The sequence below is a fragment of the Streptomyces sp. Ag109_O5-1 genome (assembly GCF_003814875.1).
GTDB lineage: Bacteria > Actinomycetota > Actinomycetes > Streptomycetales > Streptomycetaceae > Streptomyces > Streptomyces sasae.
The window spans coordinates 4183775-4208314 of the sequence record NZ_RKQF01000001.1; the positions used below are offsets into that span (position 1 = coordinate 4183775).

Sequence of the window (24540 nt, forward strand, 5' to 3'; positions counted from 1 at the left end):
TCAACTGCCGTCGCCGGTACTGTGGCACAGCTTCGTGGTCGTCTTGGTGACACAGACATCCCAGCCACGGAACTTCTCGCCGGGTTTCCCGTCGTCGCCGATCGCCTCGGACCCGTCGTTGAAGGTCACCAGAAGATTGATCATGGGAAACTTGGTGACCACGGGCGTCTTGCCGAAGTTCTTCACGATGTACTGCTTGTTGACGGCGGTGGCCGGTCCGGCGTGGCCCTGTGCACCGTCATGCTTCCAGGTCGAGCATGTTTTGTCTTTTGCGTTGGGGATGTTGACGCCGCACTCGTAGTAGTACTCCATGTGGAAGTGCGACGGGCCCGAATAGCGGCTCGCGTAGAAGGTGATCTCCCAGTTCTTCGACGTCCGCCCTCGCACGTACTCCTTGATCGCGAGTTTGACCTGCTGCACGGGACGGCAGCCGTCCGAGTCGCAGTCGGCCTCGATGGCATACACGTCGGCGGACTTGTAGATGTAGTTCGTGGGGGTGTTTCCCTTGCGGAGCTTGTATCCGCGGGGGGTATCCGTCTGCGGGGTCACCGCGCTCCGGCCCGCAAGCAGTTCTCGCGCGGAGGACGGGAGACCGGAAACCGGCGTGACCACGTTCTCGGGCAGCGGCCGGTCGGAGAGGAACCCGACCATCCTGTTCTGCTTGGCCAGCGGCTGGTACGCGAAGTAGCCGACATCCTTGCCGTCGGAGTACTGGGTGGTGTGAGCGTGGACCGGTACGGCCCCCGTGACACCGGCTACGGCCGCCACCACAGCCGATGCGGCGACAGCAGTGCTTCGTACATGGCTTCGTGACATGGCATCCCCCTCGTCTGCAGCCGGCCACCACGCACCGCGCCGGTCGTGACACACGGTCAGGTGGGCCGCGCTGATCAGATATGCCCTGGCATACGCCCATGTTGTCGTAGACATGTCGGACCCGTCACGTGAATACCGGGGCGTGTCGGATGAAAGTGACACCGCCGCCGAGCCGTTGGCACCGGCCGTGCCCTGCCGCCCGGCACCGAGTCGACTCGGCCGGGCGGCATGATGTTCTCCGTGACGAACAGCGCAGACCTTCATCCTGCCCGGATACCGGGGTACGAAGGTGGCCCCCTCACGCACCGGGCCGGGCTCCTGGACGAACCCCTGTTCTGGCTGGGGCACCTCCACTCGTGCGCCCACAGCGAGGAGGTGGAGGAACTGCTGTTCGGCGCGGACTACGAGGTGGCCGGCGAATTCCACCAGGCCCTGTGGGAGCGGCCCGAGTGGCCGACGTTCGCCGTCCCCCTCGCCGGCGATCATCGCGTCCACATCGTCTGCCGCACGCTCGCGGACGATGCCGGCACCGACTACCTCCTCCACCACCCCGACTGGGAGCGGGCCGAGCCCCTCGCCCGCGACGACGGTCACTTCATGGGACCGGGCCTGTCCTGGCCCGAGCTGGTGGCGGCCGCGGACAATGCGCTGCCCGGCGGCAGCACCACCGATCCCCACGCCCGCCTGCTGCTCCTGCTGCCCGCGTTCGGCGACGACGAGCTACCGGGCGACGCCGTCGACCCCCTGGCGGCCGCACTCCGCGCCCTAACCGGCGTGGCAGCACCCGAGCTACTGGCCTCCGCCCTCCTGGAGGGCCAAGGGGCTCCCGGCCCAGCGCGCTGGACGACAGCCGGGCGCGGTTTCCCCGTCAACGACGGCGCGTACTCCTTCCGCAACCCCGCCAACCATTTCGCGCCGTCAGCCGAGCGCCTGGCCCGAGTGGCCGCCGCGCTGGCACCGTGACCGCTCAGGGGTGACGGCGTACATCACGCCCTGCCCGGCATCGCACGCCTGCGCAATGTCCCACTTCTCAGGAATACGCACCGTGGGAAGGATCCGGATCATCGGCTGGCGTCAGTGTGACTGCCCCGGGGAGAGCGGCCTTTCGGAGCGCCTCGTCCTTCTTGCCGGAACGGCTCCGCCTGGACGGTGTGCCGGACCAGTGGCTGGAAATGCGGTGCCACGGGTCAGGCAGGGGGCAAGTTCCCCGGCCTCTGGGGACCGGAGCAGGTGTACGACTGGGGTGGGGCGGCGGCCTGCGGGGCGGGCTACTACGGAACGCGGGCCAGGGCATTGGTCTGGGACGGCTCCCAGTGGCAGGGAGGCCGCGTCTGGTCGGGGTACGCATACGTCCCGTCCTCCCGATCCGCCTCCGGGCAGCAGCCCGCGCCCGGTGTCACACCCGGCGGACACACCTGGGCGCCCGCGAGCGAGGGCTGTGACACCCCGGGTGTCACAGCCCTCACCGGGGTGTCAGGAGGGCGGGCATCCGAACCAGTTCACCGACTTGTCGTCGGCGATATGGCCCATGCACCTGACGGTTCTGTTGTGCAGGGTCTCGGTCCGGGTGACCCCTCCGCCCGCGGTGTCCCCCTTGTAGTACTTCCGTACGAGGGTGTCGATCTCGACGATGAACCAGCGGTTCCGCTCCGTCGCGATGCTGCAGCCGTGACCGGTCAGGTTGCGGCTGGGGTCGCCGCTCCACATGTCCTGCTCGGCGCGGTCGCAGTGCGCGCCGGAGTGCGCCTTGCCGGAGTGCGCGCTGCCGGCAGCAGCAACAGCACCAGTGGCTCCCGTAGCACCAGTGGTTCGAGCGGCACGAGTGGCTCCAGCGGCACTTGTGGCACTTGTGGCACTTGTGGCGCCAGCAGCACCCGCGCCGGTGCCGAGCAGGCCCGCCGTGCCTATGACCATCGCTGCGGTGACGCCGATCAGACACTTGGGAGTGCGGTTCATCGATTGGCCCTCCTGCCAGGTGCGGTGACGGGCCGGAGTCGCCTTGTCACCTTTGTGTGATCGTCACACCCGTAAAGGGGTCCGGCTCGACAGGCGGCGGCCCAGTCCCCCGCCCCGGTGACACCGGTCATGCCAATGCAGCAGTTCGCGGATGCCCGGCGCGGGCCTCGGCAGCGCGTAGACGTTCTCCGGGTGGAAACTCGAAAGCAAGGCCGGAAGCGTGAGAAGAGGCAGTCATGGCCGAGCAGTCCGGCGAGCCTGCGCCTACCGGGTCCGGGCCCGAGTCGTCCACCGTGGGGATTCACAGCATCACCGAATCCGCGCGGTACTCGTTGGCGGAGATGGGGCCCGGCCGGAGTGTCCGGACGCTGTTGACCTTGAACCAGGCCGACGGGTTCGACTGCCCCAGCTGTGCCTGGGGGGATCCCGAGCCCGGGCATCGGAAGACCGCGGAGTTCTGCGAGAACGGGGTGAAGGCCGTCGCCTGGGAGGCCACCCGTAAGCGGGTCGACGCCGCCTTCTTCGCCGCGCACTCCATGAGCGAGCTGCGGGAGCGGGACGGGCACTGGCTGGAGGCGCAGGGGCGGCTGACCCAGCCGATGTACCTCGCACCGGGCTCCGCCCACTACACGCCCATCACCTGGAAGGACGCCCTCGCGATCGTCGCCGAGCGGCTGCGCGGGCTGGCCGATCCGAACCGGGCCGTGTTCTACACCAGCGGTCGTACGAGCAATGAGGCCGCGTTCCTGTACCAGCTGCTGGCGCGGCGGCTCGGGATGAACAATCTGCCGGACTGTTCGAACATGTGCCACGAGTCGAGCGGAGCCGCGCTCACCGAGACGCTCGGCGTCGGCAAGGGGCTCATCTCGTACGACGACATCACCGAGCACGCCGATCTGATCATGATCGTCGGGCAGAACCCCGGGACCTGCCATCCCCGGATGCTCACCGCGTTGGAGGAGGCCAAGCAGCGGGGTGCGCGGATCATCGCCGCGAATCCGCTGCCGGAGGCCGCGTTCGGGCGGTTCCACAATCCCCAGACCGTGAAGGGGCTGGTCGGGCGGGGTACCCGGCTCGCCGACCGGTATCTGCCGGTGCGCATCAACGGCGACCTGGCGCTGTTCGCGGGGCTCAACCGGGTGCTCGTCGAGCGGGAGGACGCCCGGCCCGGGACCGTGCTCGACCGCGACTTCATCGAGCGGTACTGCGACGGGTTCGAGGAGGCCGCGGCCGCCTGGCGGAGCCTGGACTGGTCGCGGATCGAGGCGCTGAGCGGGCTGTCCCGGCGCCGGATCGAGAAGTGCGCGGACGATGTGCTCGCTGCCGACCGGGTCGTCGTCTGCTGGGCCATGGGGCTCACCCAGCACCGCAACGCGGTCGCCACCATCCGGGAGATCGTCGACTTTCTGCTGTTGCGCGGGAACGTCGGACGCCCGGGGACCGGGCCGGCCCCGATCCGGGGACACAGCAACGTCCAGGGCGACCGCACCATGGGCATCTGGGAGCGGATGCCCGACGCGTTCCTGGACAGGCTGCGCGACGAGTTCGGGTTCGAGCCGCCGCGCGCCCACGGGCTGGCCACCGTCGACTCGATCCGGGCCATGCGCGACGGCAGGATCGACGTCTTCGTCGGCCTCGGCGGCAACTTCGCCGCGGCCACGCCCGACACGAACGTCACCGAGGCGGCGCTGGCCAACTGCGCCCTCACCGTCCACATCGCCACCAAGCTCAACCGGTCCCACCTGTGTCACGGCAGGGAGGCGCTGCTCCTGCCCTGCCTCGGCCGCACGGAGCGCGACCGGCAGGCGAGCGGCGAGCAGTTCGTCACCGTCGAGGACACGATGGCGATGGTGCACGCCTCCCGCGGCCGGCTCGCCCCCGGTTCACCGCAGCTGCGCAGCGAGGTCGCGATCATCGCCGACCTGGGGCACGAACTCTTCGGCGACGGCCTCGGCTGGCACGCCATGCGCGACGACTACGCCCTGATCCGCCGTCATATCGAGCATGTCGTCCCGGGCTTCCACGCCTTCGAGGAACGGGTGCGGCAGCCGGGCGGCTTCATGCTGCCCCGACCGCCCCGCGACTCCCGCACCTTCCCGACGGCGACCGGCAGAGCCCACTTCACCGTCAACCCGCCGACCGGGGTGGACGTACCGCCGGGGCATCTGCTGCTCACGACCGTGCGCTCGCACGACCAGTTCAACACCACGGTCTACGGCCTCGACGACCGGTACCGGGGGATCAGGGGCGGGCGGCGCGTGGTCTTCCTGAGCCGGGAGGACATCCGGGAACTGGGGCTGCGCAACGGCGACCTGGTCGACCTCGTCAGTGTCCATCCGGACGGTGAGCGGCGGGCGTCCGGGTTCCGGGTGGTGCGGTATCCGACACCGCGCGGCTGTGCGGCCGCGTACTACCATGAGACCAACGTGCTGGCCGCGCTGGACGCCACGGCCGAGACGAGCATGACGCCGGTCACGAAGTCCATCGTCGTGCGGGTCGAGCCGGCGAACCCACCACGTGAGCGGTAGCCGGGATGTCGTCACGTCTTTCATGGTCGGCGGGTCGGGAGTGGTGTGCATCCGCAGGTTGTCGGTCGTCTGCGGGCGGGTGGGGGCTGGTCGCGCAGTTCCCCGCGCCCCCGTAGGGGCGCGCTGTCATGCGGGGCGTTTGCGGGGTGCTGTCTTTTTTGCTGTCGTCTTCTTCGTCGTCGTCTTCTTGGCTGCCGTCTTCTTCGAAGTGGCCGTCTTGCTCGCCGTCTTCTTCGCCGCCGGCTTCTTCGGGGTCGCCGTCTTCTTCGCCGTCGCCTTCTTGCTCGGCAGCGGAGTCACCTCCGCCTCCTCGCCCCTCGACTCCTTCGCCGCGCGGACGCTCTTCTCCAGGGCAGCCATCAGGTCGAGGACCTTGCCGCCCGGCGCCGGGGACGGGGCCTCCGGTGGGGTCTCGCCGGCCGCCTTGGCCGCGATGACCTCCTCCAGTGCCTCCCGGTACTCGTCGTGCAGGTCCTTCAGGTCGACCTCGCCCAGGGTGTCCATCAGGGCGTCCGCGAGGTCGAGCTCCTTGTCGCGGACCGTGACGTCGACGTCGGGGGCGACGCCCTCGGGGGCGCGGACCTCGTCCGGCCAGAGCAGGCCGTGCATGGCGATGGCGTCGCCTACCACCCGGAGCATGCCGAGGCGTTCGCGGCCGCGCAGCGCGTACTTGGCGATGGCCACCTTGTTGCTGCGCTTCAGGGCCTCCCTGAGGAGGGTGTACGGCTTCGCCGCGGGCGCGCCGCTCGCGGCCAGGTAGTACGCCGATTCCATCTGGAGCGGGTCGATCCGGTCGGCCGGGACGAAGGCGACGATCTCGATCGTGCGGGCGGTGGGGATGGGCAGGTGGGACAGGTCCTCGTCGGTGATCGGGACGATCGTGCCGTCGGCGTCCTCGTACCCCTTGCCGATCTCCGACTGGGTGACCTCGCGGTCCTCCAGCTCGCAGAACTTGCGGTAGCGGATGCGGCCGTTGTCCTCCGCGTGGACCTGGCGGAAGGAGATCGAGTGGCTCTCCGTGGCGTTCACCAGCTTGATCGGGATGCTGACGAGACCGAAGGAGATCGCGCCGTTCCAGATGGATCGCACGTGCGGTTCCCCTCCGTCCGGACCGTATGGGTATGTATGAGATTGTCATCGTATGACGCCGATCACAGAGGTGGACGGGCGAAGGGTGGCGCTCAGCAACCTGGAGAAGGTGCTGTATCCGGCGACCGGGTTCACCAAGGGCGAGCTGCTGCACTACTACGCGACGACGGCCGACGTCCTGCTGCCGCATCTGCGGGACCGGCCGGTGTCCTTCCTGCGGTATCCGGACGGGCCGGAGGGCCAGGTGTTCTTCACCAAGAACGTGCCGCCGGGTACGCCCGAGTGGGTCACGACCGCCGAGGTGCGCCGGTCGGAGGGGCCGGCGCGGATGGTGCTCGTGCAGGACCTCGCGAGCCTGATGTGGGCGGCGAATCTGGTCGCCGAGTTCCATACGCACCAGTGGCTGGTGGGGGCGCCCGACGAGGCCGACCGGATCGTCTTCGACCTGGATCCGGGGGCGCCGGCGACGGTGGTGCAGTGCTGCGAGGTCGCGCTGTGGCTGCGGGAGCGGCTGGCCGCGGACGGGATCGAGGCGTATGCCAAGACGTCGGGGTCGAAGGGGCTGCATCTGCTGGCGGCGGTGCGGGGGGCGACCGGTGAGCGGGTGAGCGAGTACGCGAAGGAGCTGGCCGTGGCGGCGGAGCGGGCGATGCCGCGGCTGGTGGTGCACCGGATGACGCGGAGTCTGCGGCCGGGGAAGGTGTTCGTGGACTGGAGCCAGAACGCGGCACGGAAGACGACGGCCACGCCCTACACGCTCCGGGCGCGGCGGGAGCCGCTGGTGTCGGCGCCGGTGACCTGGGAGGAGGTCACGCAGTGCCGGGCGGCGGCGCGGCTGGCGTTCCGGGCGGGGGACATCGCGCCGCGCGTCCAGGACCACGGGGATCTGCTGGCGCCGCTGCTGGACGCGGGGCGGGCCGCGCCGCTGCCGTGAGGGCGGGCCACGCGGCTGCCGTGAGGGCCGGGCCGCGGACTGCTCACACCCTCGTCCCGGTCACACCCTCCCCCACGTGTTGCGGTCCCGTGCCATCGCGTGCAGCGCCTCCACGTCCGCCGGCTTGAGGACCCCGCCCAGCCGGGACAGGGTGCCCAGGTCCCGGTCGCGGAGGACACGGACCTCCCGCGGCGCGGTCCGTACCGTGATGTCCGCCGGATCGGTCAGGGTCAGCACCGGGTGGACCTCGGCCGTGAGGGCGTACGCGGCCCGGTCGGCGTCCGCGCGCAGGCGGCGCAGGACCGGCTGGGGGTCGCGGCGGCCCAGGGTGACCATCGGGTCGGCGACCAGGACCTTCTGCTTGCGGGCGTAGAGCGAGTGGAAGCAGAAGATGCCGCCGGGGCCGATCAGCAGGTGGTGGAGACGGTCGCCGCCGGGGAGCGGGACGGAGTGCAGCGCGTGCCAGCCCACGCCGTCCAGGCGGTCCAGCGCCTCGCCGACGGTCTGTTCGGCGGTCAGGGCGCGGCGGCGCGGGTCGGGGCGCAGCCGGTGGGCCGGGCCGGGGTCCCGGTCGAGGGCGATCAGCAGGGCCTCGCCGGGGCGGTTGGGTGCCAGGTCGTCGTCGGGGTGCAGGGTCAGCCGCGCCAGTTCGGCGGGCGTGGGCACCGGCGGCGGGCCGACCGTGACCGGGCCGGTCAGGAACGGCCGCAGGGTTTCGAGTACGTCGTCCAGCCGCTCCTCGCTGAGCAGGTTGACCCGGCCCGCCTCACGGTCGTACCAGGCGATGTTCCTTCCGTCCGTGAGACAGACGTACAGCCGCTCCTGGCCGTGGCGCCAGGTCGGCACGACGCGCAGTCCGCTCATAGCGTCATCACCCCTCGACCATGGGAACAGGCGGGGTGCTCCAGGGGCAAGAACCCGGCTACCTTTGACAGGGGTTGGCGCGCGCAACGGGGAGGCGCCGGTGCGGATCCGTGGGAAGCAGTACGAGGTGCCGCCGCCGGACAGTCCGTGGAGCGAGGTGCTGCCCGGGCTGTGGATGGGCGGCCATGAGTTCCGGGGGCTCTCGGGGCGGCTGGAGGCCGCCGTGGTGCGGGACGAGTTCGATCTGGTGCAGAGTCTGCTGCGGCTGCCCGGGCACGGGCCCGATCCGGATGTCGAGCACCATGTGTGGCCGATTCCCGACGGGCCGCTGGACGGTACGCAGCTGGCCGGGGTGATGCGGCTGGCCAGAGCGGCGAGCGAGGCCCTGGACGCCGGACGGTCGGTGCTGGTGCGCTGCTACAGCGGGTACAACCGGTCGGGGCTGGTGGTCGCGCAGGCGCTCGTCCATCAGGGGCGTACGGCCGAGGAGGCGATCCGGCTGGTGCGGGCCCGGCGCTCGCCCTGGGCGCTGCACAACGAGCTGTTCGTCGCCTATCTGCGGGCCGGTCTGTCCACCGCCCGTCTCCTCGAGGAACTGGCCGAGTAGCCTCTCCCCTGCACCGTCCGTCCTCAGGTGCAAAAAGGACTTCCTTACGAATCCACGAATAAGGTGTACGGGTCCGTCCGAGGTCCCGGGTCCGTCCGAGGTCCCGTACACCCGAGCCAGGAGCAGCGTGCCAGCCCGTCATCCCTTCCGCACCACCCTCGTCGCGGGTGCCGTCGCCCTGCTGGCGACAGTGGTGGCGGGCTGTGGCGACTCCGGCGGGCTGCGCGCGGCCGGGGCGACCCCGACCGCGGTCAGCCCCATGAAGCTCTGGCCCGATCTGCGGCCGGCGGCCAGCCCGGCCTGGCCCTACGACGAGGGCAGCTCGCAGACCGTCAAGGGCATCACCGTTCCCGGCGACGACATCCGGAAGGTGGACCCGGTGGCCGTCGTACGGGCGGAGATCGCCGCGGACCCGGCGGACTACGGGTCCAAGGGGGCGTACCACGAGACCACGACCCGGATGGCTGAGTGCGGGGCGGGCGGCGGCGGGGCCGGGTGTCCGCTGCTGAAGCCGTACTACCGGGATCTGACCGGGGACGGACGGGACGAGCTGACACTCGGCTTCCGGCTGTATCCGACGAACCAGACCGCGCTGCGGGTGTACACCGTCGAGAGGCACAGGCTGGTGCAGGTGCTGGACGACAACGACGCGATCATCGGCGTGGAGCTGGCCGGACGGGCCGTGATCGTGCGCTCGCCGGCCGGGATCACCGGGTACGAGTACCGGACGACCTGGGCGTGGGACCCGGACCAGAAGGCGATGGTGTTCACCCGGGACGAGTTCCTGCGCACCGGCAGGGCGCGCCACTCCCGTACCCCGGCACCCGTTGCGGGCAAGCGATGAGGCTCCCCCACTGGGCCGGGACACTCGCGGCGAAGTCGGCCGCGTTCATCACGGTGATGTGCTGTGCGCTGGCCGCGCTGCTCGGTGTGCTGGTACATGTGTCGGTGACCGACCAGACCGTCGCGCAGGCCCGCGACCAGGCGCTGTCCCGGCTCGCGGAGGCGACGAGCGACTTCGAGGCCGGGGACACGCTGCTGCCGGAGGCCAGGATCGATCCGCAGGGGCTGCCGTCGGCGCTGCGGGCGCTGGCGCTGGCCGGGGAGCGCGGCACGATGGTCTCCGACGACTACGGCCGCCCCACGATGTGGGCGGCCGGCCCGGCCGACCGCGACCGGGTGCTGGCGGTGGCCGTCGACTACTCCCAGCAGGCCCGCACCATCTCCGCGCTCGACCACTCCATCCTCTGGTCGTCGGCGCTGGCGATCGGGACGACGCTGCTGGTCGGCGCGTTCGCGGTGACCCGGGTGACCCGGCGGCTGCAGGGCACCGCGCAGGTGGCCCGGCGGATCAGCGCCGGGGACCTGGACGCGCGGGTCGAGGACCCCCGTACGAAGGATCCGACCCGGCCGCAGGACGAGGTGGCCGCGGTCGCCGCGGCGCTGGACGGGATGGCCGCGTCGCTGCAGGGCAAGCTGCTGAGCGAGCAGCGGTTCACGGCGGATGTGGCGCACGAGCTGCGGACGCCGCTGACGGGGCTGCACGCGGCGGCGGAGCTGCTGCCTCCCGGACGGCCGACGGAACTGGTGCGGGACCGGGTCGCCGCGCTGCGCACGCTCACCGAGGACCTGCTGGAGATCTCCCGTCTGGACACGGGCCGGGAGCGGCTGGAGACCGACGCGGAGGCGCTGGGCGCGCTGGCCGAACGGGTGGTGCGGGCGTCCGGGACGGAGACCGAGGTGAAGGTCGTCCGGGACGTGTGGGTGGAGACCGACCGGCGGCGGCTGGAACGGGTGCTGGGGAATCTGGTGGCCAACGCGCACCGGCACGGGCGCGCGCCGGTGGTGCTGACGGTGGAGGGGAAAGAGGTCACCGTGCGGGATCACGGGGGCGGGTTCCCCGAGTATCTGGTCACCCACGGCCCGCAGCGGTTCCGGACGGAGGGCGGGACCAAGGGGCACGGGCTGGGGCTGACGATCGCGGTGGGGCAGGCGGAGGTGCTGGGCGCGCGGCTGTCGTTCGCGAATGCGGTGGATGGGGGCGCCGTGGCGATTCTGACGCTCCCATAGGGGTGGCGCGGGTGCGTCGCGCGGCTGCGGGTGCACTGTGGCTGATCGCACAGTTCCTCCCCCAGCCTTCGGCCGGGGGTACCCCCAGCGCCCCTGAAAGCAACTCAGCCGGTCCCACCCGTAAGGGCGCCACGCTGGCGCCGGGCAACAAGACACGCAACTCCCTCTATTTTAGGTAAGTTCCGGACATGACCAAGGCCGGAACCACCCTGGCGGCGCCCGAGTCCCCCACCTCCGCCGTACGCCTCCCCCGGCGCCGTGGCATCGAACTCGCCCTGATCGTGCTGGCCGTCCTGCTCTCCGTGTACGGCTACTGCGCGGTGGGCCTGGCAAGGACCGGTACCGTTCCGCCCGGTGCCGTCGGTTACGGCGCCGGCCTCGGCGTCCTCGCGCTCGTCGCCCATCTCGCCGTACGCCTGCGCGCGCCGTACGCCGATCCGCTGCTGCTCCCGATCGGCGTGCTGCTCAACGGACTCGGCCTGGTCCTGATCTACCGGCTGGACCTGGCGACCCCCGGCGACCACGCGGCCCCCGCCCAACTCGTCTGGTCCACGCTGGGCGTCGGCCTGTTCATCATGGTCGTGCTGATACTGCGCGACCACCGGGTCCTGCAGCGCTACGCCTACGTCTGCGTGGCCGTCGCGCTTGTCCTGCTGCTCCTCCCGATCCTCTTCCCGGCCGTCAACGGCGCGCGGATCTGGATCCGGATCGCCGGATTCTCCATCCAGCCCAGCGAGTTCGCGAAGGTGCTGCTGGCGGTGTTCTTCGCCGCGTATCTCGCGGCGAACCGCAACGCGCTGGCGTACGCGGGCCGCCGGCTGTGGTTCATGCAGTTCCCGACGGGCCGGGTGCTCGGTCCGATCGTCACGATCTGGCTGGTGAGCGTCGGGGTGCTGATCCTGGAGCGCGACCTGGGCACGTCCCTGCTCTTCTTCGGGCTCTTCGTCGTCATGCTGTACGTCGCCACCGGGCGCACCGGCTGGATCGCCGTCGGCCTGGTGCTCGCCGTGTTCGGGGCCGTCGCCGTCGGCCCTCTCGAACCGCATGTGCACGGCCGTATCGAGGACTGGCTGCATCCGTTCGCGTCGATCGACTCCGGCCAGGGTCCCAACCAACTCGCCCAGTCGCTCTTCGCGTTCGCGGCCGGCGGCATCCTCGGCTCCGGGCTCGGCCTGGGCCACTCCGTCCTCATCGGCTTCGCGGCGAAGTCGGACTTCATCCTGGCCACGGCGGGCGAGGAGCTGGGCCTCGCCGGGCTGTCCGCGATCTTCCTCCTCTACGGCCTGCTCGTCGAGCGCGGCTACCGGGCCGGCCTCGCCCTGCGCGACCCCTTCGGCCGGCTGCTCGCCATCGGGCTGGCCTCGATCGTCGCCCTCCAGGTGTTCGTGATCGCGGGCGGGGTGACCGGGCTGATCCCGCTGACCGGCATGGCGATGCCGTTCCTCGCCCAGGGCGGCTCCTCGGTCGTCACCAACTGGGCGATCGTGGCCCTGCTGATCCGGGTGAGCGACTCGGCCCGCAGCCAGTACGACGGGCAGGTGGCCCCATGAGCCGGCGCCAGGGGACCGCCGCGTACATCAGGCGGGCCCGCGCCTTCTGCGCCCTGCTGCTGTTCGCCCTCCTCGTCAACGCGGCCCGCGTCCAGGTCGTCCGGGCCCACGCCTACGACGGCAATCCCGCCAACCGCCGTACCGCCATCGCCCGTTACAGCCTCCCCCGCGGCGACATCCTGGTCGGCGGCGTACCGGTCACCGGCTCCCGGGACACCGGGGAGCAGCTGCGCTACGAACGCACGTATCCGCAGGGGCCGTTGTACGCCCCGGTGACCGGGTTCGCCTCCCAGCAGTACGGCACGGCCTTCCTGGAGCACGCCGAGGACGGCCTGCTCTCCGGCACCGACCCGCTGCTGTCGCCGTTCCCGCTGTGGAACGACGTCAGCCGGGCACGGAACCCCGGCGGTGACGTGGTGACGACACTGAACCGGGAGGCCCAGGAGGCCGCCTACCGTGGCCTCGACGGGCGCAAGGGCGCGGTCGCCGCGATCGAACCGGAGACCGGCCGGATCCTCGCCCTGGTCTCCACCCCGTCGTACGACCCCTCCGAACTGTCCGGCAACAGCGAGGCGGTGACCTCGGCCTGGGCACGTCTCAACGACGACCCGGAGAAACCGATGCTCAACCGCGCGGTACGGCAGACGTATCCGCCGGGCTCCACCTTCAAGGTGGTCACCGCGGCGGCCGCGCTGGACGCGGGGGTGGTCACCGACCTGGACGCGCCGACCGACTCCCCCGACCCCTACCGGCTGCCGGGCACCAGGACCCGGCTGACCAACGAGGGGGACGGCTGCGGGGACGCCTCGCTGCGGGCGGCCTTCGAGTGGTCCTGCAACACGGTCTTCGCGAAGCTGGGCGTGGATGTGGGGGTGGCGGACATGACGTCGACGGCCCAGGCGTTCGGCTTCAACGACACGCAGCAGCGGATCCCCTTCGCCACCGCGCCGAGCACCTTCGACACGCACGTGGACAAGGCACAGCTGGCGCTGTCGTCGATCGGGCAGTACAACACCCGCGCCACCCCGCTGCAGATGGCGATGGTCGCGGCGGCGGTGGCGAACGGGGGGCTGGCCCGGCCCCCGTATCTCGTGGACCGGACCGTGCGGCGGACCGGCGAGACGGTCGACACGGGCGGTGCGGGGCCGGTGCGGCAGGTGATGAGTCCCTCGACGGCCGTCCGTATGAAGGAGCTCATGGTCGACGTGGTCCGGGAGGGCACCGGCGCCAACGCGGCGATCCGCGGCGCCACGGTCGGCGGCAAGACCGGCACCGCGCAGCACGGCATCGGCAACGCCGGGGTGCCGTACGCCTGGTTCGTGTCCTGGGCGCAGGCGGACACCGACATGGAGCCGAAGGTCGCGGTGGCGGTCGTGGTGGAGGACGCGGCTGCCGAGCGGTCCGACATCAGCGGCGGCGGGGACGCGGCGCCGATCGCCAAGGCGGTGATGCGGGCGGTGCTCGGACTCTGAGCGGTCCGGTGCGGTCCGGTGTCGGGGTGGCCGCGGGGTCAACAAGTCGTGTGCGGGGGATTGACCGCCTTGCTGACAAGCAGTCTCATAAGAGCGGACGACGATGTACCCCCCGGTAACGAGGTGAGGGAGCCATGACGACCCTGACGGAAGCGGACGCGGTCGACGGACTGCGGGACGCGCTCGGCCTGCTCAAGGACCGCGAGCAGGTGGCCGAACGGCTGCTCGTCTCGTCCGCGAAGCACTCCTTCGACCCGGACAAGGAGCTGGACTGGGACGCGCCCTTCGAGGAGGGCAAGTGGTTCTGGCCGCCGGAGCTGGTGTCGCTCTACGACACGCCGATGTGGAAGCGGATGAGCGAGGAGCAGCGGATCCTGCTGTCGCAGCACGAGGCCGCGGCACTGGCCTCGCTGGGCATCTGGTTCGAGCTGATCCTGATGCAGCTGCTGGTCAGGCACGTCTACGACAAGCCGACGACGACCGCGCACGTGCGCTACGCGCTGACCGAGATCGAGGACGAGTGCCGGCACTCGAAGATGTTCGCCCGGCTGATCGAGCGCGGTGACGCGCCCTGGTATCCGGTGAGCCGGGCGCACCAGAACCTGGGGCGCCTGTTCAAGACGATCTCGACCACGCCCGGTTCCTTCACGGCGACCCTGCTGGGCGAGGAGGTCCTGGACTGGATGCAGCGGCTGACGTTCCCGGACGAGCGGGTGCAGCCGCTGATCCGCGGGGTCACCCGGATCCATGTGGTCGAGGAGGCCCGGCATGTGCGGTACGCCCGCGAGGAGCTGCGGCGGCAGATGGTGACCGCTCCGCGGTGGTCGCAGGAGTTCACCCGGGTGACGTCGGGGGAGTTCGCGCGGGTGTTCTCCGTGGCGTTCGTCAATCCCGAGGTGTACACGAACGTGGGGCTGGACCGGCGGGAGGCCGTGGCCCAGGTGCGGGCGAGCGGGCACCGGCGGGAGGTCATGCAGTCGGGCGCGAAGAAGCTGACGGACTTCCTGGACGACATCGGGGTGCTTCGGGGGGCCGGGCGACGGTTGTGGAAGAGCTCGGGGCTGCTGGCCTGAGGGTCGGGTGCGGGTTGTGTCGTGGCTGGTCGCGCACACGCGGCGAAGCCGCACATTGATACAGCCCCGCGCCCCTGGGCGGGTGTCGGTCCCGCATCTCGAAGCCCCACCCGCGCTTGTTCAGGTAGGTGTCGGTGCCGTTGGCTGTGAAGGATTGAAGCCTTCGTCCGGACCTTCCGTCGCTTCCTTCGGCACCGTCGGCGGTGTGTAGCGGGTCAGCGGCCGGGCCTTCGGGTCCGGGCGTACCGCGCCCAGGATGGGGTTCGCCGCGATCGGGGAGACCTTGATCTTCGCGCCCGGGCGGGGGGCCTGGACCACTCTGCCCCCGCCCAGGTAGAGGGCCACGTGCGTGGCCTCGGGGAAGTAGACGACCAGGTCACCGGGGCGCAGCTGGTTCAGGGGGACGTGCGGGAGGGCGGCCCACTGCTCCTGGCTGGTTCTCGGGATGGGGGTGCCGGCGTGGTCCCAGGCCTGTGAGGTCAGGCCCGAGCAGTCGTACGTCTTCGGGCCCGCCGCGCCCCACTCGTACGGCTTCCCCAGCTGCTGCACCGCGTAGCGCACCGCGCGGTCGCCCTCCTGGGAGGGGGGTGGCGTGGTGGCGCTCAGGGAGCCGGAGGTCGTGAGTCTGCGCTGGGCGTCCGCCGTCCGGTTCTGCTCCAGGGCGGCCAGGGCGGTGAGCTGGTCGGGGGTGAGGGCGGCCAGCATCCGTTCCACCTCGGAGAGACGGGCCCGGACCTCGTCGCGTTGCTTCTTCTCGGCGTCGGCGAGGGCGAGCCGGGTGTCGAACGCCTTGCGGGCCTTCCGGGCCAGGTCCGCCTGTTTCCGCTCGTCCCCCGCCAGCCGGCCCACCGTCCTGGCCCGCTCGCGCGCCAGCTCGCCGATGACATGGCCCTCGTCGAGCGCGTGCTGCGGGTCACGGGCGAGGAGCAGACGGATGTACGGGGAGATCCCGCTGGTGCTCTGGTACTGCTGCCGGGCCAGCCGGCCCGCCTCGGCCCTGCTGCTGTGCAGGGAGCGCCGAGCGAGGGCCAGCTCGTCGTCCAGCCGGGTCACCTCGGCGCGCTGCCGCTGCAGCCGCTCCTCGGTCGCGTTGTAGGTCTCGGTGGCCTGTTCGGCCTGCCGGTACAGCTGCTGAAGGTCCGTCAGCAGCTCGGCGACGGGCCGTTGCGGCTCGGGCACGGCGAGCGCGGGTACGGGCGCGAGGACCGCCTGGGCCGCCACGGCGGCCGTACAGGCCAGACGCAGAAACCTCGCTGACACGTCATCACCTCCGATGCGGAACGGTCTCTCCGTTCGGCATCGAATAATCAGACGTGATAATCAGACATGTCCGCTCGGTTCGCGCGGCGAGTGTGGGCGGTTCGGCGTACGTCTGTCACCCGTCGGTGGCATCCGGCTTCGACCACGGCCACTTCGGCCGACCGCCGCCGCTGCCGCCCCTGCCCGTCGGGTCGTACTCGTACTTCCAGCCCTGGGGCACGCCCAGACGCCTGCTGTGCCCCCGGGGCACACGGCGGTAGACCAGGACCGTGGGCTTGCCGCCGGCCGGATCGGGGACGGGGATGCGGTACGTCTTCGGGGGGTGGCCGGTCATGCCGAGCAGCACGGGGAGCACACGGCCGTCCATGGGGCCGCCCTCGAAGGGGGTGTCCTGACTCTTCACGGCACCAGTCTCAGCCATCCGCCGCGAGGGCGTCGACGAGGGCGGCCGTCTGCGGGTCGCGGCGCGCGGTCACGCTCAGTGCGGCGGCGAACTGTTCCACCAGCCAGTCCCGCAGTTCGTCGACGGGCGGCTGTTTGTCCTCGTCGAGCCAGATGAGGGAGGCCGCCTCGACGGCCGTGATCCACATACGGACGGTCATCCGCAGCCGGGGCCCGGGGTCGGCGATGTCGAGGTGGCTGAGAATGTGCTGCGCGGCGGCCCGGCGTACGCCGTCCACGATCGCCGTCGTCCGCGAGGTCTCCACCACGCTGCCGCCCTGCAGCAGGGCGCTGAAGCCGGCGTCGTGCTGATCGACGAAGGCGAGGTAGCGGTCGAGGGCACGGGAGAGCCGGGGCAGCAGGGAGCCCTCGCGGGGCTCGTCGAAGCAGTGCTCCAGCTCCTCGGCGGCGGACCGGAGCGCGGCCTCGTAGAGCTGCTGCTTGCCGCCCGGGAAGTACCGGTAGACCAGGGGCCGGGAGACCCCGGCCGCCTCCGCCACGTCGTCGAGGGAGACGTCCTCGGGCGCGCGGTGCGCGAAGAGGGACAGGGCCGCGTCGAGCAGCTGGCTGCGCCGCTCCTCGACGGACAGCCTGCGGTAGGCGGGGGTGGCGGCCTGGGGGGTCATGGGCTCAGCGTATGCGCTCCGCCGGGGGCCGGGCGATGGCCGTCGGCCGGGTGCGGCGCCGTCGGGGCTGGTCGCGCAGTTCCCCGCGCCCCTGACGGCAACGCGCCCCCGAAGGGGCGCTGGGGGTACCCCCGGCCGAAGGCCGGGGGAGGAACTGCGCGAGCAACCACCACGAACCCGCGGCCGAAAACCGGCCTGCTCAGGCAGCGCCTGCCACCGAGGCCAGGTACGCCGCCGTCTTCTCCGGCTCAGAGAAGCAAGACGACGGCCCCGTAAGGCCTCTACCAGCGGTTTCTACCGAACTGGTCGGGCCGTACAGGGCCGTGGGCCGTCTGTGGGCCGTCAGACAGAACGTGGGGCCTTGGCGTAGACCGTCGCGATGGCCGTGCGGGTCCGCTCCTGGCTACTCGGCATGAGGTGAGCGTAGATCCGCAGCGTCAAGGCAGCGTTGCTGTGGCCGAGGTACTCACTGACAGCCTTGATGCTCTCCCCGCCGTCCAGGAGCGCGGACGCGTAGAAGTGGCGCAGCGCGTGCATGCCGTGCTCGCGAGCCGCCGCGTAACCGGCCGCCTTGGTCTCCGGCTCCGGGATGACGCCAGCCGCGACGAGCGCCGGCTTCCACGACTCCTCGTTCAGGGAGGTGCGCCATACGTGGTTGCCGCCGACCGCCATGAAAACGAGCCGCCGGGTGACCTTCGGTCCATCGGGCGTCTTCCAGGGCAGCGTGATCTCAACCGGCGGGAACTGCTTCATATGGGCCCTGAGTGCATCGGCCACGGGGCCGGGAAGCGGTACGTCCCTGGTCTTGCCGCCCTTGGGCAGCGCGAACACGGGCTTACTACGGCTGAGTTTGAGCTGCTGAACCACGTGCAGCGTGTCGGATTCGAAGTCGATCGCATCCGCGGCGATCCCAAGGATCTCCCCATGGCGCATGCCGCAGCCGGCGCCCAGGTCGACCATGGCTCGGTACCGTTCCGGCATAGCAGTCTGCACGGCGAACACCCGCTCAACCGACCAGGGCACCACGCGCTTCGGATCCAGCGTCGGGGGCTTCACTGATCGCGCGGAGACCGGATTCCGGGGCAGGTTCCATCGTCAACGGCGGCGCTCAGGGCCGCCCGTACGTTGGCGTAGATGATCCGGCCGTACGAGCCGGGCACGCTGCCTTCGAGCACCGCCACCCACTCCCGGATGTGCTCCGGCTTGAACGACCCGAGCGGGCGGGAACCGATGTGTGGGAAAGCGTGCAGCCGGAGTTGGGAGTTCATGGACTCGATCGTGTTCGGGTCAGCCCCGAGGGTCGTGAGCCACTTCTCCGTGTACTCCTGGAACGTCACCTTGGCCGCAGTCGGGTCCACGTAGTGACCGGTCGCCATGTCCGCCTCGATACGGCTCAGCCACTGCTCAGCCTCCCGCTTCTTGCGATCGGGGAAGCTCTTGGACTTCTCGGTGCCATCGGGGCCGACGTACCGGGCCCGGTAGCGCATGCCGGTGCCGTAGCGCTCGGTCTTGACCTTGGCCGGCTTGCCGCTCGGTCCCGCTTCGGTCTTGTACCAGCGGTCTTGGATGTGTCCGGCCATCAGGCGGCCCCTTCCATGAGGGACGCGACCCAGGCCCGTACGTCGTCGGGGTCGAACCGCAGGTACCGGCCGACGCGGAAGCCTCGCGGTCCGATGCCCTTACGGCGCCACTGGTAGACCGTCTCGACACTGGGCAGGCGCAGCAGCGTCACGAGGTCTTCCGGAGTCAGGTACTGCGGCGGCAGAGCAAGCTTCATGCGCGCACCTCCCAGCCGTCCGGGTCGGGCAAGTCGGCGAGCGCTTCACGTGCGGTCTCGCGGTTCAGTCGGATCTCCTTCGCGATCGATGCGGCAAGCCAAGATTCGCCGGGGGTGTGGCCGTGGCCGGCGTAGGCCCAGTGGGCGAGGGTGAGCGTGGTCGCCTCGGTCTCGTCGTCCGGGTCGGGCAGGCCGAGGGAGCGGCGTTGCTGCTGTGCGCGGTAGTCGGCGCGGACCTGGCGCAGGGCGCCCAGGGTGGTGGAGTAGCGCCGGGACTTCGTGGAGAAGTGGCCGCGGAAGCCGAGCATGTGAGCCCAGTCCCGGAGCTTTCGGTCCGGGTAGAGCGCGTGCAGGTCGAGGCAGGCTTCGATCAGCCGGCGCGGGTGGTCCGGGACGCCGAGCAGGGTCAGGGCTTCCTTGTTGCCGATCCGGCGGTCGACGGTGCCGGTGGTCTCGGCAGCCTTGGTTGCGTACTTGGCCACGTAGGAGGCCACGGCAGCTTCGGTGATGTCCTCGCTGTCGCCGAAGGCGCGGATCGGGCGGACGTCGACCTGGGTGCCCCACGTAAGGGTGCGGGCGGGTTGGGTGCGGGCCGGTTGACCGGGGTCGGGCTGGTGGCGGGCGGGCTTGACGTCGACCTGTGCGCGGCCGGCAGCGGCATGGATGGCGTCGGTGAGCAGGTCGAGGGTGGCCCACAGCGGGGGTGGGCTGTCGGGTCCGTCGGGGCCGTCGAAGCGGATCACGGCGTGGAAGTGGACGGCCCCGCGCTTCTGGTACTCGGCGACCTTGCCGAAGGCCACCCGTGACTGTTCGTGCGCTTCTTTCTGTGTGAGGCCGGCGCGGCGGGCGATCTCGCGGCGCAGGTAGATCGTGAAGTACCGCCACAGGTCGGAGGCGTGGTTGTTCCACAGCACGGCGCCCGCGTAGTCGTACGTTTCGGGGTCGAGCGGGGTGCCGAGTTCGGGCGCGTCCTCACCGTGGCGGGTGCCGCAGCGGCAAGGCCGGTTGCCGGGACGGTTGTGGACCGGGCCGAACGAGGGCGCGGTAAGGGTGGCGAAGACCCGCGGGTGGTCTCGGATCGTCTCGGAGGTGCCCTTGGCAGGGTCGCCGACGAGGCCGGCGCGGATGAGGTGGTAGGTGTCCCCGGCGTAGGTCCAGGCGCAGGCGGGGCAGCGGGACGCGCGACGGTTGCCGCACGCGATCCGCAGCCGTCCGCCGGGTTCGTTGTCGGTGTCGTACCGGTGGAGGATCTGACCGGTTACGCGGTCGCGGGTGACGGTGGAGCCTTGCAGGTGGATCGGGTCGGAGCAGCCGCCGGTACGGCGGATCTGGTCTTGGATGCGGTCGAAGCCGGGGGACCCGGCCAGCCTCAGCACGTCGGTGAGGGTGGCCGGGTCCTCCAGGCCCGCCATCGTGGCGGTGCCGGTCACGCGCTCACCGGCCCTTCCGGTGGGCGACGCCGTGGTTGGCGGTCCAGTCGTTGACCAGGGCCTTGACGTCGTCGTCGCCGTTGGCGTGGTCCTCGGCACCGCAGCCGCCGCACAGGTAGTCGCCCTGCGAGCGGCTGTAGCGGGTACCGCCCTTCACACGCAGGCCGGGAAAGTCTTCGGTCGGGCGTAGGTCACTGGGGAGCTTGGGAGGCATGCCGATCACCTCCCGGTCCGGATCAGCGCGGCGGCGGGGGCGGTGGTGCCGGTGCCGTGGCAGGCTCGGCAGTCGACGGCGAGGGTGGTGCGGGTGCCGTCCGGGTTGCGGGTGCCGGTGGTGATGGCGGCGCTGGCGAAGCCGTCGCAGTCGTGGCAGACGCGCGGGCTCGGGGTGTTCCGGGGCATGATGGGGCTTCCCTTTCGGGTCCGTTGGATCAGGAAGTGGGTTGAGGCGCCCGGAGCGGCGGAAGTTTGGCGACCGAGGCCGCTCCGGGGGCCGTTAGCGCTGGTTGAGGTCCTTCAGCAGCGACTTGAGGACGACCGCCACCAGCGCCACCGAGACGGCGGTGATGGCAACGGCGAGGAGCATGGAGACCAAGACCGCGCCGACGACCAGGACCACGGCGCCACCGCCAGCGGCGAGAGCGAGCGCAGAGCCCGGGGTGAGCTGAACCGTCGGCCGGGCCGGAGCCGCGGGCGCGACCGGAGCCGGGGCAGGCGCGGCCGAGACGACGGGCGCCGGGGCGGAGGTCTGGGGCGCGGTGGGCGCCGGGGCCGTGTCCGGGGTGGGGTACTTCGGGGTGAACATCAGCGGATCTCCCTTCAGGTTCGGGTGCAGGTGTGGGTCCGGGCGGCGAGTTCGGCGGCCGCTCGGTCGAAGTACTCGTTCGAGACACCGCACTTGGGGGCGGTGCAGGCGGCGATGTGCTTGGTCTGGCCACGGCCGTTGTTGAACGTGGCGACCCTGACCGGCCCGATACGGATCACGTCGTAAAAGCGGTTCGGGCGCACGGTGGAACCCCCTTTCCTGTCAGGCGAGTTGGGCGACGATGGCGAGTGCGAGATCTTCCGGCAGACCGAGGCGGGCGCGCAGGGTGGCCGCGTCGATGTCGGCTCCGGTGCGGGCGCGGTGGTCGGTAGCGACCTTGCGGGCGTGGTCGATCAGCGCCGGGGGCACGCTGGCAGCGGCTTTCGGCAGGGCCGGGGCAGGCCCCGGCTCGGGAATCTCCGAAACGGCTTCGGGTGTCTCGGGGCGGTCGACCGCGACCACCGGACGCGGCTCCGGGGCCGGTACGGAAGAGGGCTCCGGGGTGTGGTCGGTGTGCTGGTGGGCGAGGAGAGTGCCGCCGAGGAACGCCAGGGCAGGCCAGCCAGCGACACCGAGGCGGAGCAGGGCGGGCGGGTGGTTCATGTCGAGGAAACCGGCCGTGGCGATGTTCGCGCCAAGCGAGGCGACCAGGGCGACCACGAACCAGCACCAGGCCAGCCGGGACCGCTGAGCCCGCAGCCGTCGCCACGCGGCGGCCAGCAGCAGGTCAACACTGACCGGGTAGGCCCAGGCCTTCCATCCGGTCTGTCCGGCGGCTTGGGCAAGGTCGTGCAGGTGGGCGAAGGACAACGCCCCCGCGATCACAGCCTGAACCAGCACGGCGTCCGGACGGATCGAGAGCTTCATGTCTTCACCTCCTTCAGGGCGTTGGAGCAGGTCAGAGGACTAGTCGGCGGGGGCTTCGCCTGAGCCGAGGCAGTTCAGGCAGAACCCGGTCTGCCGGCCGACCGTGCGGCGCTTGCGGCCGACCTGGACCGTGCGCGAGACCTCACCCGAGCCCTTACAGACCGGGCATGGGGCGGGCTTCGGCTCCGGGGACGGGGTGGTCTTCGGCGCGGCCACGTCAGCCGTCCAGGCGGGGGTAGGCGTGACCGGGCGGCGGGTAGGCGCCGGCATCGGTCAGGGAGAACTCAGCGGCCAGCGCTCCGGCCATCAGCCACGAAGGCGTCCCGCTCGGGGTGGCCGTTCACGTGGTCGACGAAGGCCTTGTACAGGAAGCCCAGCCGGTTGACGTCGTCGGCGATGACAGCCGGGTCGTGCTCGTGTTCCTGATCGGGGTTCATCGGTGTTCCCTTCCGGTTTTCGGCATGGCGCGGGTAGGGACCTGGCGCGAAGCGGTCGCACCGACCGGAGAAAAGAGGGGGATTACTCGCCGACCGGCAGGACTTCCACCAGCGGCGGATCCGTCGGCATCGGCGAGATCACGGTCTGGCCGACGGGGCGGAACGGGGCCAGGAACGGCAGGTCGGGGGTCAGGTGCGCGAACTGGCGGCAGACCGCCGCCGCCGCCTCGGCCGGGGTGACCTCGGGGGTGCGGATGCGGGACCAGTAGCCGGAGGCGTCGCCGGCCACCGCGACCCCGGGACGGTCCGCGCGGATCCCGGTCACCGAGGCCACCGCGTCCGGGGCGACGTCGCCCAGGCCCATCTCAGCGGTCTGCTTGTCGTTGACGCGGTGCACCACGCGGCCGGTGAGCTGGGCGCGCAGGGCGGTTGCGCCCCTGCCTAGGTCGGAGCCGAAGCGCTGCCCGCAGACCTCCAGGTAGATCCCGATCGCGCGGGCCATCTGCCCCAGCCGTACCAGTTGCATGACCGTGTGATCCCGGTCGGCTTCCTCCTTCTTGGAGGTCACCCAGAACAGCTCCGCCACCTCGTCTATAAGCACGACCAGCGGGACCGGCCGGACGTCGTCCGGGAGTTCCCACAGGTCGGAGACGCCGTAGAGGGCGAGCAGGTCGAAGCGGTCTTCCATCTCCTGCACCAGCGCGTCCACCAGGCGACCGGCAGTCTGCCGGTCGGTGGCCAAACCGGAGAGCCGCGGGGCATAGCGGGACTGCTCCACACCGCGCTTGCAGTCGATCCCCACCAGCCCGACCGGGAGCTGCGCCAGCCCCTTGATCAGGTTGCGCTGGAACATGGACTTACCGGACTGGTTCGCCCCCAGGGTCAAGGCCATGGGCTGCTGCCGGTAGTTCCGCTCGAAGACCCTGCCGTCCTCCCGCAGCGCCACCGGAACGACCAGGTCACGAGGCTTCGCCGCACGCGGCATCCGCACCCGACGGAGCACGTCGTAGCCCGTCATGCGCAGCTCTACGTATCCGGGCTTGGTCTCCGACACGGTCACCGAGTGCACGCCCCACGCGTGACGCAGACGCTCGGTCGCGGCGGCGATATCGGCGGGCTCCAGGCCGGCCGGGAGCCGGAGCGTGACCAGGAGACCGGTCGACGTCCCACGGACCCGACGAACCTTCGGCGGAGCCGGACGCACCTCGGCACGGGCCAGGTTGCGCTTGACGAAGGCGCGGAAGCCGGACGGCTGCACCGTCAGCCCGCACACCTCCATCGTGTCCCGGTAGGTCCAGGTGAACCGGCCCCAGGTGACCGGCAGACCGACCAGCGACCAGTACACGCGAGGAGCGCGGACCTTCGCGTAGCCGAGCCCGCCAGCACCCGCAGCGACCGAGCCCAGCTCCAGCCAGGGCGTGACGTCGGTCATGGTCAGACCGCCGAGGTGATCGCGACCGCGCGGAACGAGATCCCGTGCCGCTTCTGGCCGTTGAACTCGTTCTCCCAGTCACGAGCCTTCAGGCCGACGACCCGCACCGGCATGCCCGGCGCGAGACCCTCCGGGTAGCCCGTCTCCGGGATGGTCACCTGGTACAGGTTGCCCTCACCCTCGTCCGAGACCAGCAGGCCCACCGTCGACAGGCCCGCACCGGTCTCCCGGTCCATGGCTCGCTCACCGGTCTTCGCATTGGCCAGCTTCGGCGTCGGCGCGGTCGCCACGAACACCACAGCGGACGACAGGTCGATCTTGAAAGACGGCATCAGCACATCCCTCGTTCTGGGAGGCCGCCCTACGCGACCTCTCTAGACATCTCCCTGGGAGCACATCTCTAGAGATGTCATCAAAGGAGATGTCTAGAGAGGTTGAGAGCGAAGGATTGCGGTTACACGCACCGAGCGGGTGACCTGCCCATGCCCTAGGCTGTCTAGAGAAGA

The 24540-nt window shown here is 70.9% G+C and carries 26 protein-coding genes and 1 pseudogene; 9 read left to right on the forward strand and 18 right to left on the reverse strand.

Going from position 1 to position 24540, the window contains the following annotated elements:
* On the reverse strand, nt 1-816 hold the full coding sequence (locus tag EDD90_RS18920; RefSeq protein WP_123974152.1) for a hypothetical protein: 816 nt from the start codon (nt 814-816) through the stop codon (nt 1-3).
* A 240-nt stretch (nt 817-1056) separates the two neighbouring features.
* Between EDD90_RS18920 and EDD90_RS18925 the strand changes: the two genes are divergently transcribed.
* The gene (locus EDD90_RS18925; RefSeq protein ID WP_260327931.1) at nt 1057-1779 is read left to right on the forward strand and encodes a hypothetical protein; all 723 of its coding nucleotides are present in this window, start codon (nt 1057-1059) and stop codon (nt 1777-1779) included.
* 510 nt (nt 1780-2289) lie between these two features.
* Here EDD90_RS18925 and EDD90_RS55535 read toward each other — a convergent pair.
* Nucleotides 2290-2772, reverse strand: coding sequence for a hypothetical protein (locus EDD90_RS55535; protein ID WP_185149146.1), 483 nt, complete (start codon nt 2770-2772; stop codon nt 2290-2292).
* Between the two features lie 236 nt (nt 2773-3008).
* Here EDD90_RS55535 and EDD90_RS18940 point away from each other — a divergent pair, with 236 nt between their 5' ends.
* Nucleotides 3009-5300: an FdhF/YdeP family oxidoreductase gene (locus EDD90_RS18940; protein WP_123974156.1), complete on the forward strand. Its 2292-nt coding sequence runs from the start codon at nt 3009-3011 to the stop codon at nt 5298-5300.
* A 126-nt stretch (nt 5301-5426) separates the two neighbouring features.
* Here EDD90_RS18940 and EDD90_RS18945 read toward each other — a convergent pair whose 3' ends face one another.
* Nucleotides 5427-6389, reverse strand: a complete 963-nt coding sequence (locus EDD90_RS18945) for a Ku protein (RefSeq protein WP_123974157.1) — start codon at nt 6387-6389, stop codon at nt 5427-5429.
* A 52-nt stretch (nt 6390-6441) separates the two neighbouring features.
* Here EDD90_RS18945 and ligD point away from each other — a divergent pair, with 52 nt between their 5' ends.
* Nucleotides 6442-7323 carry a non-homologous end-joining DNA ligase gene (ligD, locus tag EDD90_RS18950; RefSeq protein ID WP_123974158.1) on the forward strand — a complete coding sequence of 294 codons (882 nt, stop codon included), beginning with the start codon at nt 6442-6444 and terminating at the stop codon, nt 7321-7323.
* 60 nt (nt 7324-7383) lie between these two features.
* On the opposite strand, the gene EDD90_RS18955 is transcribed toward ligD, so the two are convergent.
* Nucleotides 7384-8187: a nuclease-related domain-containing protein gene (locus tag EDD90_RS18955; RefSeq protein WP_123974159.1), complete on the reverse strand. Its 804-nt coding sequence runs from the start codon at nt 8185-8187 to the stop codon at nt 7384-7386.
* 100 nt (nt 8188-8287) lie between these two features.
* On the opposite strand from EDD90_RS18955, the gene EDD90_RS18960 reads away from it, so the two are divergent.
* The 6 genes from EDD90_RS18960 to EDD90_RS18985 all read left to right on the forward strand — a co-directional run bounded on the left by EDD90_RS18960 (nt 8288) and on the right by EDD90_RS18985 (nt 14959).
* Nucleotides 8288-8794 carry a dual specificity protein phosphatase family protein gene (locus tag EDD90_RS18960; RefSeq protein WP_185149147.1) on the forward strand — a complete coding sequence of 169 codons (507 nt, stop codon included), beginning with the start codon at nt 8288-8290 and terminating at the stop codon, nt 8792-8794.
* A gap of 127 nt (nt 8795-8921) precedes the next feature.
* On the forward strand, nt 8922-9638 hold the full coding sequence (locus EDD90_RS18965) for a hypothetical protein (protein ID WP_123974160.1): 717 nt from the start codon (nt 8922-8924) through the stop codon (nt 9636-9638).
* On the forward strand, nt 9635-10864 hold the full coding sequence (locus tag EDD90_RS18970; protein ID WP_123974161.1) for an ATP-binding protein: 1230 nt from the start codon (nt 9635-9637) through the stop codon (nt 10862-10864). The genes EDD90_RS18965 and EDD90_RS18970 overlap by 4 nt, the downstream gene beginning before the upstream one ends.
* A gap of 188 nt (nt 10865-11052) precedes the next feature.
* Complete coding sequence (locus EDD90_RS18975; RefSeq protein ID WP_123974162.1) at nt 11053-12414, forward strand: FtsW/RodA/SpoVE family cell cycle protein; 1362 nt, start codon at nt 11053-11055, stop codon at nt 12412-12414.
* Nucleotides 12411-13886: a penicillin-binding transpeptidase domain-containing protein gene (locus EDD90_RS18980; protein WP_123974163.1), complete on the forward strand. Its 1476-nt coding sequence runs from the start codon at nt 12411-12413 to the stop codon at nt 13884-13886. The genes EDD90_RS18975 and EDD90_RS18980 overlap by 4 nt, the downstream gene beginning before the upstream one ends.
* 134 nt (nt 13887-14020) lie before the next feature.
* Nucleotides 14021-14959 carry a diiron oxygenase gene (locus EDD90_RS18985; RefSeq protein ID WP_123974164.1) on the forward strand — a complete coding sequence of 313 codons (939 nt, stop codon included), beginning with the start codon at nt 14021-14023 and terminating at the stop codon, nt 14957-14959.
* A gap of 120 nt (nt 14960-15079) precedes the next feature.
* On the opposite strand, the gene EDD90_RS18990 is transcribed toward EDD90_RS18985, so the two are convergent.
* The 14 genes and pseudogenes from EDD90_RS18990 to EDD90_RS19050 form a co-directional block, all read right to left on the reverse strand.
* Nucleotides 15080-16219 carry a C40 family peptidase gene (locus tag EDD90_RS18990; RefSeq protein WP_123974165.1) on the reverse strand — a complete coding sequence of 380 codons (1140 nt, stop codon included), beginning with the start codon at nt 16217-16219 and terminating at the stop codon, nt 15080-15082.
* A gap of 115 nt (nt 16220-16334) precedes the next feature.
* Nucleotides 16335-16640 carry a hypothetical protein gene (locus tag EDD90_RS18995; protein WP_185149148.1) on the reverse strand — a complete coding sequence of 102 codons (306 nt, stop codon included), beginning with the start codon at nt 16638-16640 and terminating at the stop codon, nt 16335-16337.
* Nucleotides 16633-17286, reverse strand: a complete 654-nt coding sequence (locus EDD90_RS19000) for a TetR/AcrR family transcriptional regulator (protein WP_123974167.1) — start codon at nt 17284-17286, stop codon at nt 16633-16635. Before EDD90_RS19000 ends, EDD90_RS18995 begins: the two co-directional genes overlap by 8 nt.
* Nucleotides 17287-17628: 342 nt before the next feature.
* Nucleotides 17629-18866 (reverse strand): annotated as a pseudogene (locus EDD90_RS19005) (tyrosine-type recombinase/integrase).
* Entirely contained in the window at nt 18866-19063 is a 198-nt protein-coding gene (locus EDD90_RS19010; RefSeq protein ID WP_123974168.1) for an AlpA family transcriptional regulator, read from the reverse strand. The pseudogene EDD90_RS19005 and the gene EDD90_RS19010 overlap by 1 nt, the downstream one beginning before the upstream one ends.
* Nucleotides 19060-20493 (reverse strand): replication initiator protein RepSA, encoded by a 1434-nt coding sequence (gene repSA / locus EDD90_RS19015; protein ID WP_123974169.1) that lies wholly within the window; start codon nt 20491-20493, stop codon nt 19060-19062. Before repSA ends, EDD90_RS19010 begins: the two co-directional genes overlap by 4 nt.
* Nucleotides 20494-20497: 4 nt before the next feature.
* Complete coding sequence (locus EDD90_RS19020) at nt 20498-20707, reverse strand: hypothetical protein (protein ID WP_123974170.1); 210 nt, start codon at nt 20705-20707, stop codon at nt 20498-20500.
* A gap of 5 nt (nt 20708-20712) precedes the next feature.
* Nucleotides 20713-20895 (reverse strand): hypothetical protein, encoded by a 183-nt coding sequence (locus EDD90_RS19025; protein ID WP_123974171.1) that lies wholly within the window; start codon nt 20893-20895, stop codon nt 20713-20715.
* 94 nt (nt 20896-20989) lie between these two features.
* On the reverse strand, nt 20990-21298 hold the full coding sequence (locus tag EDD90_RS19030) for a SpdD protein (protein WP_123974172.1): 309 nt from the start codon (nt 21296-21298) through the stop codon (nt 20990-20992).
* Nucleotides 21299-21312: 14 nt separating this feature from the next.
* Nucleotides 21313-21501 (reverse strand): mobile element transfer protein, encoded by a 189-nt coding sequence (locus EDD90_RS19035; protein ID WP_123974173.1) that lies wholly within the window; start codon nt 21499-21501, stop codon nt 21313-21315.
* A gap of 19 nt (nt 21502-21520) precedes the next feature.
* The gene (locus tag EDD90_RS19040; RefSeq protein ID WP_123974174.1) at nt 21521-22165 is read right to left on the reverse strand and encodes a DUF2637 domain-containing protein; all 645 of its coding nucleotides are present in this window, start codon (nt 22163-22165) and stop codon (nt 21521-21523) included.
* Between the two features lie 284 nt (nt 22166-22449).
* Nucleotides 22450-22602, reverse strand: coding sequence for a hypothetical protein (locus EDD90_RS55540; RefSeq protein ID WP_185149149.1), 153 nt, complete (start codon nt 22600-22602; stop codon nt 22450-22452).
* An 82-nt stretch (nt 22603-22684) separates the two neighbouring features.
* Nucleotides 22685-24034: an FtsK/SpoIIIE domain-containing protein gene (locus EDD90_RS19045; RefSeq protein ID WP_123974175.1), complete on the reverse strand. Its 1350-nt coding sequence runs from the start codon at nt 24032-24034 to the stop codon at nt 22685-22687.
* A 2-nt stretch (nt 24035-24036) separates the two neighbouring features.
* A complete protein-coding gene (locus tag EDD90_RS19050; RefSeq protein ID WP_123974176.1) occupies nt 24037-24366 on the reverse strand; it encodes a hypothetical protein in 330 nt (109 codons plus the stop codon).
* Between the last annotated feature and the right edge of the window lie 174 nt (nt 24367-24540).

Bases quoted from the DNA above. Each gene is read 5' to 3' on its own strand.
- EDD90_RS18920 (WP_123974152.1), bottom strand. From the start codon at position 816: ATGTCACGAAGCCATGTACGAAGCACTGCTGTCGCCGCATCGGCTGTG.
- EDD90_RS55535 (WP_185149146.1), bottom strand. From the start codon at position 2,772: ATGAACCGCACTCCCAAGTGTCTGATCGGCGTCACCGCAGCGATGGTC.
- EDD90_RS18940 (WP_123974156.1), top strand. From the start codon at position 3,009: ATGGCCGAGCAGTCCGGCGAGCCTGCGCCTACCGGGTCCGGGCCCGAG.
- ligD (WP_123974158.1), top strand. From the start codon at position 6,442: ATGACGCCGATCACAGAGGTGGACGGGCGAAGGGTGGCGCTCAGCAAC.
- EDD90_RS18955 (WP_123974159.1), bottom strand. From the start codon at position 8,187: ATGAGCGGACTGCGCGTCGTGCCGACCTGGCGCCACGGCCAGGAGCGG.
- EDD90_RS18970 (WP_123974161.1), top strand. From the start codon at position 9,635: ATGAGGCTCCCCCACTGGGCCGGGACACTCGCGGCGAAGTCGGCCGCG.
- EDD90_RS18975 (WP_123974162.1), top strand. From the start codon at position 11,053: ATGACCAAGGCCGGAACCACCCTGGCGGCGCCCGAGTCCCCCACCTCC.
- EDD90_RS18980 (WP_123974163.1), top strand. From the start codon at position 12,411: ATGAGCCGGCGCCAGGGGACCGCCGCGTACATCAGGCGGGCCCGCGCC.
- EDD90_RS18985 (WP_123974164.1), top strand. From the start codon at position 14,021: ATGACGACCCTGACGGAAGCGGACGCGGTCGACGGACTGCGGGACGCG.
- EDD90_RS18995 (WP_185149148.1), bottom strand. From the start codon at position 16,640: ATGGCTGAGACTGGTGCCGTGAAGAGTCAGGACACCCCCTTCGAGGGC.
- EDD90_RS19000 (WP_123974167.1), bottom strand. From the start codon at position 17,286: ATGACCCCCCAGGCCGCCACCCCCGCCTACCGCAGGCTGTCCGTCGAG.
- EDD90_RS19010 (WP_123974168.1), bottom strand. From the start codon at position 19,063: ATGAAGCTTGCTCTGCCGCCGCAGTACCTGACTCCGGAAGACCTCGTG.
- EDD90_RS19020 (WP_123974170.1), bottom strand. From the start codon at position 20,707: ATGCCTCCCAAGCTCCCCAGTGACCTACGCCCGACCGAAGACTTTCCC.
- EDD90_RS19025 (WP_123974171.1), bottom strand. From the start codon at position 20,895: ATGCCCCGGAACACCCCGAGCCCGCGCGTCTGCCACGACTGCGACGGC.
- EDD90_RS19030 (WP_123974172.1), bottom strand. From the start codon at position 21,298: ATGTTCACCCCGAAGTACCCCACCCCGGACACGGCCCCGGCGCCCACC.
- EDD90_RS19040 (WP_123974174.1), bottom strand. From the start codon at position 22,165: ATGAAGCTCTCGATCCGTCCGGACGCCGTGCTGGTTCAGGCTGTGATC.
- EDD90_RS55540 (WP_185149149.1), bottom strand. From the start codon at position 22,602: ATGAACCCCGATCAGGAACACGAGCACGACCCGGCTGTCATCGCCGAC.
- EDD90_RS19045 (WP_123974175.1), bottom strand. From the start codon at position 24,034: ATGACCGACGTCACGCCCTGGCTGGAGCTGGGCTCGGTCGCTGCGGGT.
- EDD90_RS19050 (WP_123974176.1), bottom strand. From the start codon at position 24,366: ATGCCGTCTTTCAAGATCGACCTGTCGTCCGCTGTGGTGTTCGTGGCG.